The 12,647-nt window shown below is 38.3% G+C and carries 9 protein-coding genes; 7 read left to right on the forward strand and 2 right to left on the reverse strand.

Going from position 1 to position 12,647, the window contains the following annotated elements; genetic code table 11:
- The first annotated feature begins 451 nt into the window (after positions 1-451).
- On the forward strand, positions 452-1,582 hold the full coding sequence (locus KKD20_01155) for an ATP-binding protein (protein MBU4331715.1): 1,131 nt from the start codon (positions 452-454) through the stop codon (positions 1,580-1,582).
- A 170-nt stretch (positions 1,583-1,752) separates the two neighbouring features.
- Here KKD20_01155 and KKD20_01160 read toward each other — a convergent pair whose 3' ends face one another.
- Positions 1,753-2,172: a response regulator gene (locus tag KKD20_01160; GenBank protein ID MBU4331716.1), complete on the reverse strand. Its 420-nt coding sequence runs from the start codon at positions 2,170-2,172 to the stop codon at positions 1,753-1,755.
- 172 nt (positions 2,173-2,344) lie between these two features.
- Between KKD20_01160 and KKD20_01165 the strand changes: the two genes are divergently transcribed.
- Positions 2,345-2,758 carry a hypothetical protein gene (locus KKD20_01165; GenBank protein ID MBU4331717.1) on the forward strand — a complete coding sequence of 138 codons (414 nt, stop codon included), beginning with the start codon at positions 2,345-2,347 and terminating at the stop codon, positions 2,756-2,758.
- Between the two features lie 417 nt (positions 2,759-3,175).
- Here the strand turns inward: KKD20_01165 and KKD20_01170 are convergent, their stop codons facing one another.
- Entirely contained in the window at positions 3,176-4,918 is a 1,743-nt protein-coding gene (locus tag KKD20_01170) for a tRNA uridine(34) 5-carboxymethylaminomethyl modification radical SAM/GNAT enzyme Elp3 (protein MBU4331718.1), read from the reverse strand.
- Between the two features lie 83 nt (positions 4,919-5,001).
- On the opposite strand from KKD20_01170, the gene KKD20_01175 reads away from it, so the two are divergent.
- The 5 genes from KKD20_01175 to KKD20_01195 all read left to right on the forward strand — a co-directional run bounded on the left by KKD20_01175 (position 5,002) and on the right by KKD20_01195 (position 12,481).
- On the forward strand, positions 5,002-5,877 hold the full coding sequence (locus tag KKD20_01175; protein MBU4331719.1) for a class I SAM-dependent methyltransferase: 876 nt from the start codon (positions 5,002-5,004) through the stop codon (positions 5,875-5,877).
- 114 nt (positions 5,878-5,991) lie between these two features.
- Positions 5,992-7,143: a hypothetical protein gene (locus tag KKD20_01180; protein MBU4331720.1), complete on the forward strand. Its 1,152-nt coding sequence runs from the start codon at positions 5,992-5,994 to the stop codon at positions 7,141-7,143.
- A gap of 36 nt (positions 7,144-7,179) precedes the next feature.
- Entirely contained in the window at positions 7,180-9,381 is a 2,202-nt protein-coding gene (locus KKD20_01185) for a hypothetical protein (GenBank protein MBU4331721.1), read from the forward strand.
- A gap of 37 nt (positions 9,382-9,418) precedes the next feature.
- A complete protein-coding gene (locus KKD20_01190; protein MBU4331722.1) occupies positions 9,419-10,855 on the forward strand; it encodes a CCA tRNA nucleotidyltransferase in 1,437 nt (478 codons plus the stop codon).
- 75 nt (positions 10,856-10,930) lie between these two features.
- Positions 10,931-12,481 (forward strand): hypothetical protein, encoded by a 1,551-nt coding sequence (locus KKD20_01195; GenBank protein MBU4331723.1) that lies wholly within the window; start codon positions 10,931-10,933, stop codon positions 12,479-12,481.
- Positions 12,482-12,647: the final 166 nt, after the last annotated feature.

The raw sequence follows: 12,647 nt of genomic DNA on the forward strand, positions 1-12,647 counted from the left end.
TGGGACTCTTACCACAGCCGGCCAGCATCAGACCAACTAACAGCATCAATACTACTATTACTAGGTTTTTCATTTTCTTTCACTCCTTTCATAAAGAGAAATTGAGAAATTGAGAAACTAGAAACTAAGGGATTCTTTTTCCTATTTTTTACAAAGAACAATATTTACCTCATCAGGCAAAAGTCCTTGGCCCCCTAAAATAAGGGACTTGAGGTTTACTCCGTTAGATAGCCATAGCTTATCTAACGGGGTTGATTCTTTCTCTATCTTCACCCTATACCTGTTTGGGGAATTTATCAAGAGGGGTGTGGTTATAGAGCTAGAATGTCACCCTTTATTATAGTGCTTCGATGTCCTAGTTATCCACAAAATAAATTTGACACCAGTGTTTAAATTTTATAAAATATAGTCAATGAACTGACCGTATTTTTTTATCTCTAAAATTAAGATTATGTATGTCCCCCAAAGACAACTAAAAAATTTAAAAAATTTACTTTCTCCAAATAAAGTAGTTATTATCTATGGTCCGCGCCGTTGTGGTAAAACAACCTTGATTAATAAATTTCTTGAAAAGGTTAATCAGAAACATTTATTAGTTAATGGTGAAGATATTATTATCCAGGAATATCTTAGTAGTCAATCTATTGAAAAGCTTAAAGGTTTTGTGGGTAAAAATAAACTTTTGGTGATTGATGAAGCCCAGAAAATAAAAGAGATTGGCTTGAATTTGAAACTCATTGTGGACAATATAAAAGATGTCAAAGTGATTGCGACTGGTTCTTCATCTTTTGATTTAGCTAAGAATATTGGCGAACCCTTAACTGGCAGAAAATATACTCTAAGAATGTTTCCCTTAGCTCAATTAGAAATAAAGGAGATTGAGAAAATTTTTGAGACAAAGGCCAATTTAGAAAATCGTCTTATATATGGTTCATATCCAGAAGTAGTTATAACTGCTAATAATGAAGAAAGAGAAAAATACCTTAAAGAAATTATTAGTTCGTACTTATATAAAGATATTTTAGAATTAGAAGGATTAAAACACTCCAATAAAATTGTCCGTCTCCTGCAACTGCTAGCTTTTCAAATAGGCAAGGAAGTATCTTTTAACGAGCTTGGCGGCCAATTGGGAATGAGCAAGAATACAGTGGAAAAATATTTAGATTTATTAGAAAAAACGTTTGTAGTTTATTCATTATCTGGCTTTAGCCGAAATTTACGCAAAGAGATAAGTAAGAATTCTCGTTATTATTTTTTTGATTTGGGCGTTCGTAATGCTTTGATTAATAATTTTAACCCCTTGAAATTAAGAGATGATTTGGGAATGCTTTGGGAGAATTATATTATAATAGAAAGAATAAAAAGGCAGGAATATCTTAAAATTTTTTCTAATAACTATTTTTGGAGAACTTATGACCAAAAAGAAATTGATTTTATTGAAGAAAGGAAAGGAAAACTTTATGGTTATGAGATAAAATGGGCGTTTAAAAAAAGTAGACCGCCAAAGGACTGGTTAGAAACTTATAAAAATGCTAAATATGAGATAATCAGCAAGGATAATTATCTTAAGTTTATAACCTAGATCAGATTAGATATTATTAAAGTGAAGGATATGGGACATCACCAACAACCTAACAGGCACCACCAAAACCTTCCCGCTCCGCATTGGTTTAGTTCAAGGTGAGTTTTTAAAATACAAAAGGGTCATCTCACATTTTTGAGAATGACCCTTTTTAGGTTTGTTATAATTTTTTAAAAATCATCCGGTTCCACTTTTTGCGCCACTAAAACCTCATTGGCAATCCGAACCAAATCCGATGGCAGTTTCTCCGCTTTAGAAACAAAATACAAGGCGCCTAAGTGGCAGCCCCTTTCTCTAACTTCCGGACCTTCAAGGTTGGTGAGCAAGATAACTGGAATGTCCGCGGTTTCTCCGCATCCTTTAGCTTGTTTGAGAAAATAAAAACCGTCTTTCTTGGGCATTGCGATGTCAACATAAGCCAAACTAGGTTTTTCTTTTTTTAGCAGCTTAAATCCCTCTTCAGCGCCAGCGGCTGTTAACACCCTAAATCCCTCAATCCGAAATTTATGGGCATACATTTTTAAAAAAAAGTCATCATCGTCAACCAATAAGATTTTTGGTTTTTCCTTTGCGCTTTGTTTTTTTGCCATAAAATAATAAGTTAAGAATTATCTATATTTATTATAAGGTATTTAAAGAAAAATTGAAAGTTAGTCTTGACAGGTTGTTTTTTCCGTGCTAAACTTATTGCATTGTCCAGACATCCTTAAACGGGGATGGGCAATATCTTTCCTCTCTCCCTTAACAAGAGAGGAGATGTCTATGAAAGTGCAAGTCATTCTAGCAGTACCCGTATTCCTGATGATAGCAGTAGTTGGCGAACTGCTGTTTGCCAGTCAGGCGTACAGTGGGGGTTTGGGCGAACCTTCACAGCAGCAACTGACACCCCAAGCAAAGGTTATGACAGTGAGCTGCAAAGCCTTTGCTTTTGTTGACGGTGCCAGGCCCAGAGAGGGGGCGCCGAAGAAAACAGCTCGCAGCGGACCCAAAACCCTTCGTCGAAGCCGGGTTAGGACCATGGCTTTTGTTAGCATCTGCGTCCCTTTGGGGCCAGCCAGCCAGCAAACTCCAAAGAAGGATTTTCTAAAGCCGGTTAAGGCGGAAACGCCTATAGCCTGTGAAGAGATTCTTCCGGAACTAATCCTAAAGCTTGGCGGAGTTCACCGCGTTCCTTGAGCGAGATAAGAGCCGCTCAATAACCCAGGGAGGATTTTGCCTGTCCCCACCCCAATGCCATAGTTTTATTAGTTTGTCAAGCTAAGAGTTATCCACAGTTAAGGCCTTGACAAAAAATTTCTTTAGGGATATGATGAAAATAGAATGATTTGCACAGAGATCTCTCTCTGCACTCTGGTGCCCCGCCCGCGAGATGTCGCCACGTCTCTCAAATGCCCCTGCTCTTTTTCCCCATGACGGGACACCACCGGCATTCAGGAGATTGCCCGGCAATCTCTTCGGGGGTCAGCCAAGCTTGGTTGACCCCTCTTTTTTTTCAAGAAAAAAAGGACGTCCTGGAATCAGCCGTCCTTTTGGTTTTTAGATTGAGGCGAGGAGGTCATTGACTCGTTCATTTTTTCTCCTTTTAAAAGAGCGTTAAAAAGATTTTACCATATACTCGTTTTCTAAATTATATCCGAGTTTGCGATAATAGTCACGGACGCCAATGCCGGAGATGACCGCGATTTTTTTATAACCGGCCTTTTTGGCCTTTCGACCCGGCTCAAAGTTTTTAACGATTTTTTCTGCTTCTGCCATTAGTTTTTTTCCGAATCCTCGGTGTTGGACTTTGCCGAGTTGACCGACCGGAATCATGGTGCCGTAGGTGTGGACCTCGCGGATGATCGCGGCGTTTTTAAGCGTTGGTAATTGAGTAATTGAGTAATTGAGTAATTGAGGGAGACGGAGACGTAGAAACGCAATGACTTTATCCTGTTTTACATCTTCGTAACTTAAAAATATTTCTTTACCTTGAGAAGCTTGGTATTCGCGTTTGATGAGTTTTACATCTTTCATTTTATAATCACTCCCGCGGATTTCGCGGCAGCGGATGCATTGGCATACGGACACGGATTGCCGCGGATTACTGACGGATGGCAACGGATCACGGATGCATTTTTTTGATTTTGTGTTGCTTTGCGTTGTTTGCGCTGTTGCCTGCATCTTTTGTTGAATAATTTGGCGGAGATTGGAAATTTTATTGCCGGCAATAATTGATTCTGAAGGAATGTCACGAATCAGGCGAGTGATGCGGACATAAGGCGGGATATTTTTTTTGATATTGATAAGAAGATTAGTGAGTTGTTTTTCTGAATAAGGTTTGTATTTTTTTGACTTGAGCCAGCTGTATATTTTAGCGTCGCGGGTAATAACGCACGGGTATATTTTTAACTGGTCAGGCTGGAACGCAGGATCAGAGAAGAGCTCTTTGAACATTTTAAAGTCGCGAGCTGGAGTGGCGCCTGGTAAGTTCGGCATCAGGTGGTAAGTGATTTTAAAACCCGCATCTTTGAGCAGACGGGTGGCGTCAATAATTTGCTGGCGGGTGCAGCCGCGTTTGTTAAGCTTGAGAATGTCGTCATAAATTGATTGGACTCCGATTTCTATTCGGGTGCAGCCGAGGGAGCGCATTCTTAGAATTTCTTCTTGGGTGATATAGTCAGGGCGGGTTTCTAAGGTTAATCCGACGACTCTATGTTTGGCTTTTTCATTTTTTTTCAACACAAATGGCAACGAATTTTTGACGAATGGATACGAATTACGAAGCCTTGTTTCTTGTTTCTTGTTTTCTTGTTTTCTTGTTTTCTTGCCGAATTCATTAAAGGCCTGGAAACACCTTTTTATAAAATTTGTCTGATAGACCATTGGTAAACAAGACCATGTTCCCCCCATAACAATGAGTTCGCATTTGTCCGTTGGGTGGCCGTTAGCTTCAAGCGCTCGCAGTCGCATTTGGACTTGTTTATAGGGGTCAAACTTATTTAAGATTGCCCGCATGACCGCTGGTTCATTGGAGAGATAGCTCTTTGGCATATCTTTTTCATTAGGGCAGTAAATGCATTTACCAGGGCAAGGATAGGGTTTAGTCAGGACCGCGATTGGGGCAACGCCGGAAAGCGTCCGAATTTCCCGTTTTTTAAGAAGACGCTCAAGCTGAATATTTTTGACAATTTTTTTCTTTTTGAGTAATTTATGGTAAGCTTGAATTAGTTCGGCGTTCGTGGGGAGGGAAATACCAAAATTGGCCGCGAGACGTCTTTTAGAGGAAGACAGGATGGCACGGGTTAGATTTTTTTGTCTGGCAAGTTTAAGGATGAATTTCTCGAGGGTTATGTTCATGGTAATCAAGTAATCGGGTAATAGAGTAATTAGGTAATTGATGGTAATAAATTAATAAACCAATAAAATAGTAAATTAAGTGAATGAATCTAGAATTGGCACAAAATATTTTAAAGAAGGTGAAGGATGATTATGATTTTGGCAGTGAATGTTTTGCAAGAAGAGCTAATCCTTGGGAGAGTATTTTTGAATTAATAAAGAAGCAGGTTGGCGCTGGAAAAAAAGTTTTGGATGTGGGATGCGGAGACGGGAGGTATTTTGAAGCGTTGGATGGCATGGGGGTGGAATATACTGGAGTAGATAGTTGTGAGGAGTTGATTGAGAAAGCAAAAGATAAATTTCAAAATTCAAATTATTCTAAATTATTCCAAATCAAATCCAAAGTCAAAAATCCAAACAATTATCAATTATCAATTATCAATTATCAGGTTGCTGATATTTTGGATTTACCATTTGGGGATGGGAAATTTTCCACCAAAGGCGGACCAGCCTTGGGCTGGGATGTTGTTTTATGTATTGCGGTTTTACATCATATACCATCGCGGGAGCTGCAATTGAAAGCGCTGGAAGAGATGCATCGGGTATTAAAGCCGGGTGGGAAGTTGATTATGACGAATTGGCATTTACTGCGGGAGGCATATAAACCTCGGCGTATTGCTATATTGTTAAATTGCTATATTGTTAAATTGTTATATTGTTTCATTGTTTCATTGTTTCATTGTTCGATTGTTAAGAACAAAAGGTGCTTGGGTTTTAAAGATTTGCTGATTCCTTGGGGGATTACTGGAAGCAAAATCAAACGCTACTACTATGCTTTTAGTTTAGCGGAGTTAAGGCGGCTCGTCAAAAAATCAGGATTTAATATAACCGATAAATATTACATTGATAGGAAGAAAAAATCAAGTTTTTGGGAGTCTTTTTGGGGGCGGGGAAATATTGTTGTGGTGGCGGAAAAGTGATATAATGAAGGAGTGATAGTTAATAGGGTTAATAAGATTGTTAATAAAGTTAATAAATTAATAAAAAGAATAATAAATAATAAACAATAAATAATAAATCACAAGGGAGGTTTTATGGATTCAACAAGTTCACCACAGGTGCAAAAAATCAAAAAGTTTTTAATTACCAGCGCATTCTTTACACTTATTCTTGCCGTGCCCTTGGCTGTAGGGGCGGCAGCCAATCAAAACATTTATATCGGCGAAGACGAGGCGGTTATCGGCAATCTTTTTCGAGCCGGAGCCACAGTAGAGATTAATGCTCCAGTGCCCCAGGATTTGTTTGTGCTTGGTCAATCCGTAGTCATCAACGGAGATGTCGGGGGTAGTGTGTTTGCCGCTGGTTCAAACGTCAGGATTAACGGTGATGTGGCTGGCAGTGTCCGCGTCGTTGGCCAGGTTGTTGAAATTAACGGCAAGGTTGGCAAAAACGTGACTGGTTTTGGGAACATGATTATTCTAGGCCAAGAAAGCGAAGTCGCTTGGGATGCGGCTGTTTATGGAGCAACGATTGAGTTGCGGGGCAGGATTAACGGCCGGATTGATGGCGGCGGCGCCCAAGTAGTTATTGCTGGCGAGCTAGCCGGTGGCGGCAAGCTTGATGTGGATGGCGAGCTGACAGTGCGCGAAAGCGCTATAATCGGCCAGACTTTAGAATATACTTCTAAAGAGCCGGCCAAGGTGGCTTCTGGCGCTTTAATTTCAGGAGAGCTTAAACAACTCCAACCCAAGGTTTCTGTTAAAAAGTCGGATTGGAAGCCTTTTTGGTGGCTGAGTAGAATCACCGAATTATTTGGCCTCTTAGTCGTTGGTTTAGTATTGGTAGCTTTGATGAGAAAGAAGATCGGGGAGATGGCTAAGCAAATGATCAAAGAGCCGGGCAAAAGTATTTTGTGGGGCTTGGTTTATTCCATTGTCGCGCCCGTGGTTTTATTTTTGCTCCTCTTTACTATCATCGGTATTCCGCTTTCAGTGATTGGCCTGGTAATGTACGGTATTTCTCTTTATCTTTCCAAAGTTTTTGCGGGTATTGCTTTGGGATTATGGATATTATCCAAGAGCAAGAAAAAGGATTCTTTGGGACTGGCAATGCTTTTAGGCCTAGTAGCATTGACGATAGTTTGCAGTATTCCATTTGTTGGATTCTTAATTTGTCTGGTTGCTATGTGGTGGGGGCTGGGAGGAATTATCAGGACGAAGTGGGAGATGATGAAGGGGTGGCGGTGAGAGGAGGCAGTTGTTTTTAGCTTTAAGAGAATACTTATGCCAGAGAAAACTAAACAAGAAAGGCAGACAGAGATAAGAGAATTAAAAAAAGAATACTTTCGTTTGATTGAAGAAAACACTCCAGGGGAGATTAAGAATAATAAATTGATAAATTTGGATGAAGAGGGAGAGTTTGAATTTAGATTGACTAAAGATTTGATAGAGAAATTGAAGCTGGAAGAATGGCTGGCGAATTATGAAAAAGAAGCCAAAGTTTCCACCGGTGGTATTAGGGGACCGCAGAATGTTTTATACCCCTGGGATACGCGGTTTCCTTTAAACCAAATGGGGATAATTTTGGCAACTTTTGGAAAAGCCCTGGTCCTTAAAGATGATATTAAAGATAGGGAAATTCATAAGGTTGTTTCCAGTGAAGTGCGATATAACAGTAGGGAATATGTGGAATTGATTTCGCGGATTGAAGCAGCTCAAGGAATTTATGTGCATCGGCCATTTAAAAATGAACTAACTTCAATCTGGATGGTGTCTTTTTGGGTTTTTATGAATGGCTACGATGGCGGAGAATATGTAACCTCTTCACATGCAATAAGCAGTAAAATAGCCACTAAAGATTTAGATAGTCAGGGGAGCCAGTTTTTGCCGGAGATGAGTTTAAGGTTTATTGATAAAATTAAAGGGATTTTAAAAGAAGCCAAAGAGAGCCCCGATGGTTATGTGATAAAGTTTTCTGCCAAGAACGATCCCTTGATAAGTGATGATTTTGATGGTTTTGATGAGTATACAGAGTATTTGAAGAAAAGTGTGGCTAAAAATGTTAATATAAATTTAATTAAAGAACAGGCAAGAAATGGTTTTAGATTAATGATGGAAGCGGTGGGTGGTTGCGCTTCTAAAGCGATGTTACCGGTATTTGAAAAATTAGGAATTAATGAAGTTTTTGATTGGCATAACATTGAGGAAGATTCATTTTTTCATGGAATTGGTAAGGTTTGGCGAAAGAATCCAGAAACCAACAAAGAAGAATTTTTTGATTATTCATGTGATTTTTGTTTGATGGAAGTGATAGAGAATGCTGGAATAGAATATGATTTGGTAGATAAGCCAGTAGGTTATGTAGTTTTAATAACAGACCCAGATACTGATAGATTAGTTATTGGCCAAGTAGAATCAAGAGATAGGGCAAAAATAGTGAAAGATTTAGGACTTGATTATATTGAAATAGACAAAGAGAAAATTTTTACAGTTTATAATCCGGGCTATTCTTTTTTTCTGATTATGGATTATTATATGAAGCAATTAAAAGCGGAAGGGGTTTGGGAGAATCACCCGCGGTTTATAGTAACAACCACGCCGTCGCCAAAAATTTGGGACGAATGGGCAGAGTACAATGGAATTAAAGTGGTGACGACCCCGGTGGGAATCAAGGAGATTGCCCATATAGTAAAAAAAGTTGAAAAACAAATTATTAATGATGACTCCAAAGATGTGATTGTTAGGGATATTTATGGGGGGAATATAAATTTAGGACAGGAGCCGAGGATGGTTTTTGGCGGAGAAGAGAGCGGGGGAATGATAACTGGGTTGGAAGATATGTTGGTTACTAAAAGTGGACGCAAAGCATTGGCTATGAGAGATAAGAGCGCGGGTGAATCTAGCGTGATTGCGACTGCATTGGCTGCTAATTTATTCAAGGAAAATAAAATAATTTCTGAATATTTAGGTGAAATTTTTAGAGAGAACAGGATAAAAAGCGTTTATTATGTTCGGGATGATATTGTTTATTATAATGAAAGTGAGCCAGATCCGATAAAAATGAAAGACGCGAAATTAAAAGGGGAAATTAAGAGGGATAAGACAGATAGTTTTTATTTAAGTATTGCTTTGGCTTTTCGAAATAATAAAATTACAATCGAGCAAGCGCGCGAGGTTCTAAGTGAAGCTATTCCGGATTTAGATTTTGGAAAATTAGAAACAGTTAAGTTTACTGGTGATGCTACTTTTTTTCAGTTTGATGATAACATGTTTGTTCAGGTGAGACGAAGTGGGACGGATGCCAAAATGCGAGGGTATGGTGGGGGACCAGATAAAGAGGACTGCAAAAATTATCTTGATAAACTTTTGCATTTTGACGGTGAGCGAGGAGTAAAGTATAAAGAGATTATCCCTGAAGAGTATAAAGATGATATTTATCCTTTGGTTCAGGGGTTGTATAAAGAGTATTTGTATTATGGGATGTAGGTTAAGACCCCATGATAGGTATGAGGAGTTAAAATTTATGAGCAAAGAAAAATTGAACCCGGTTGAGTCGGAACTTAAGGAAACAAACGAGTTTCAAATGGAATACCTTCCTCTTAATGATGTTGAAAAGAAGGCTATGGAGGTTGTTGAAGCTTTGCAAAATAGCGGACACAAAGCCTATTTTGCCGGCGGCTGGGTGCGGGATTTTTTAATGAACAAGCGCGGTCATGACATTGATATTGCCACCTCTGCTCCGCCTGATGAAGTTGAGAAAATTTTTAAATCCATTGCTGATAAAATTGACGCAACAGGTAAGAATTTTTTAGTTATAAGAGCAAGGATGGGAGATGAAGAATTTGAGATAGCGACCTTTAGAAAAGATTTGGGCTATTCTGACGGTAGGAGACCCGACGGGGTAGAGATAGTTGATGATAGAGGAGATGCTGAACGGAGAGATTTCACTATTAATGGCATGTTTTTTGATCCAGTAAGTCAGAAATTAATAGATTATGTTGGTGGTTATAAAGATCTAAAGGATAAAATTGTTAGATTTATTGGCAAGGCCGGAGATAGAATTAATGAAGATAAGCTTCGTATATTGCGGGCAGTGCGTTTTGAGAATCGTTTGGGTTTTAGCTTGGATAAGTCGGCTAAAGAAGGGATAAAAGAAAGAGCCGTTGAGGTGAGAAGATTGGCGCCGGAAAGAGTACAGGAGGAATTTAGTAAAATGTTGTTAAAAAAATCAAGAGCAGAAGCAATAAGAGATTTATCTGAATTAAAAATTTTAGAACATATTATTCCAGAAATTGAGACATTAAAAGGATTAAAACAGCCAGAGGAGTTTCACGAAGAGGGCGATGTTTGGGAGCACACATTAAAGGTTCTGGAAGTATTAGATGAAGATTCTTCTTTGGAATTAGCTTGGGCGGCTTTGTTACACGATATTGGAAAACCCGAGACCCAGACAATGCCCCAAGAGAAAGCTGATAGAATCAGGTTTAACGGACATGCAAAATTAGGAGCAGATAAGGCTAGAATAATAATGAGAGGATTAAGATTTTCAACCAAACAAGTAGATGCTGTTTCCTGGGCAATAGAACATCACATTAATATCAAGGATGTTGTTAATATGAGGAAGGGCAGACAAAGAAGACTTTTACAAGATCCGCGGTTTGAGCTGTTGCTTCGATTATATAAAGCTGATTGCGAAGGCAGCTCACCAGTGAGACTAGAAACCTATGAAAAGATTCGTGGACTTTGGGACGATGAGCAGAAAATTCCCCAAGAACAAAAAAAGCCATTATTAAATGGCCGGGAGATAATGGATATCTTGGGTATTCAGCCAAGCAAAACTGGCGGCGGAAAAATTATTGGTGAGATAAAAAATGCGCTTTATGAGGCGCAATTGGAAGGGGTGGTTATTATTAAAGAAGAGGCTAATGAATTTGTGAAAAATTATAAAATAAATGGCTAATTCATTATGACCATGATAAAATAAGGATAAGGAAGATTTTTAATAACTAATTTGAAGACAGAAAGGAAAAATTATATGAGAGAAATATATATTCCAGCTGAGACAAGACAAGAAAAGACAGAACTTAAAAAAGGGGAGGACAAAGAAGAACAGCTCCGAAAAATCAAAGAGGAAGTAGAGAAAACTAAAGATCGTTTAGGAAAGCCAATTGAACAAGGAATAAAAGATACGGTGGTAATGCTAAAAGCATTTAAGATTGAGATTTCTCAATCTTGTGAAGGGCATATTGAAAAAGAGGAGGTCTCCCCTCCCTGGATTGAGATTTATCCAACTGAACCAGAAAGGGAAGATTGGACAGGAGATGAAGAATTAAGGAGCAGTGTAGAAAAAGAAGGAAAAGAGATGAGATTAAAAATTTTGAATTTATTAAATGAGTTTTATGAGCAGGAAAAGGTTCCTTTTGATCAAATGTTGGGTTTTAAAAATGTAGGTTATGGGTTTCGGATTCAAAATAACGGAGCAGAAACTTTAGGCCTTTTAGATAAAAAAATTCAAGAAGAGAAGGTAGAGATTTATAAAACCGAGATTGAAAGACTTACTCAATTCCTTAAAGATAAATATTTTGAAAAACCAGAATTAAAACCTGAACAGGTCTTACCTAAGAGGAAGGAAATAGAGAAGGAGAAACCCGAGGAAAAATATGAAGAAGAGATTTTATCTGAAAAGGAAGAGTCAGAAAAAATAAAAGAGAAAAGATTGGAGAAGATACATAAAGAAGAGAAAAAAGTTTCGATTAGTGCTTCAGAGAAAAAGACCGAAATTCCAGAAAAAATTGAACCAGAATTTATGGAGAAAGAAAAGGCACTTTCAGAAAAGGAGATTAGAAATGTTGTAAAAATACTAAGAAAGGAGTGGAAAGATTTTAAAAAAGCCCGTGAATTTAAAAAAGGTGAAATAATTACTCAATGGAAGAATGAAATCTTTTTACCTCAAGTTCCAGAAATTCCTTCAAAAAGTGTACCCAAAGTAATAAGGAGATTTTTAGAGAAATTTGAGAAAGAGAAAGATAAAGAGAAAGATATGGAAAATTATTTTGGATATTTTGTTTCCTCAATTATTAATAAAACAGTTAGAGAATATGTAAGTCAGGAAAGAAAGAAAGGGAAAGAACATTCTGAAATTGAACATCTTTCCTTCCGTCTTCATTTGGAGGATTTTAAAGAACCATTTTCTCATCTTGGATATAGAAATCAAGAGAAATGTTATTTATCTATTTATCTTGGCAAAACGGGAAAGGAATTTCATTCTTTAGGCGAGGAAATGGAAGGAGGAGATATAAATGTTCATGGAGATGTGGGTTATGCAGTAGGAGCAAGGATGTGCAAAGGGGATATATCAGTAGAGGGAAATGCTGGCAATTCAGTAGGTACAGACATGGGGGGAGGAGAATTGAGTATTAGGGGTGATGCTGGCCCTTACGTTGCAAGGGGGATGAAAAGAGGCAAGTTGAGTATTGGGGGCTACACTAGCTTTGATAATTCTGCTTTTTCTAGTGATAACAAGGGTGAGATTTGGCATAAATGGAGAAAAATTTGGCCAAGCGAAGAAAAGGGAAAGATAAGATAAGGACAATCTTTTTAGTTCCTGGAATGGCACTGTCCCTAAATCAGGGTGATGACAGTAGATTCCTAAGCCAGGAATAAGGCTCTTTGCCTTTTAATATTTTATCAAGCAATTGTTGATTATTCAGTTGATTAAGTTCAACCGGAGCTTTCCCGTTTCGCTCTTTGAA

The sequence above is a fragment of the Patescibacteria group bacterium genome, assembly GCA_018896645.1.
Lineage (GTDB): Bacteria > Patescibacteriota > Patescibacteriia > UBA2591 > JABMQE01 > JAHIMF01.

Bases quoted from the DNA above. Each gene is read 5' to 3' on its own strand.
- KKD20_01175 (MBU4331719.1), top strand. From the start codon at position 5,002: ATGAATCTAGAATTGGCACAAAATATTTTAAAGAAGGTGAAGGATGAT.
- KKD20_01195 (MBU4331723.1), top strand. From the start codon at position 10,931: ATGAGAGAAATATATATTCCAGCTGAGACAAGACAAGAAAAGACAGAA.
- KKD20_01190 (MBU4331722.1), top strand. From the start codon at position 9,419: ATGAGCAAAGAAAAATTGAACCCGGTTGAGTCGGAACTTAAGGAAACA.
- KKD20_01165 (MBU4331717.1), top strand. From the start codon at position 2,345: ATGAAAGTGCAAGTCATTCTAGCAGTACCCGTATTCCTGATGATAGCA.
- KKD20_01155 (MBU4331715.1), top strand. From the start codon at position 452: ATGTATGTCCCCCAAAGACAACTAAAAAATTTAAAAAATTTACTTTCT.
- KKD20_01180 (MBU4331720.1), top strand. From the start codon at position 5,992: ATGGATTCAACAAGTTCACCACAGGTGCAAAAAATCAAAAAGTTTTTA.
- KKD20_01170 (MBU4331718.1), bottom strand. From the start codon at position 4,918: ATGAACATAACCCTCGAGAAATTCATCCTTAAACTTGCCAGACAAAAA.
- KKD20_01185 (MBU4331721.1), top strand. From the start codon at position 7,180: ATGCCAGAGAAAACTAAACAAGAAAGGCAGACAGAGATAAGAGAATTA.
- KKD20_01160 (MBU4331716.1), bottom strand. From the start codon at position 2,172: ATGGCAAAAAAACAAAGCGCAAAGGAAAAACCAAAAATCTTATTGGTT.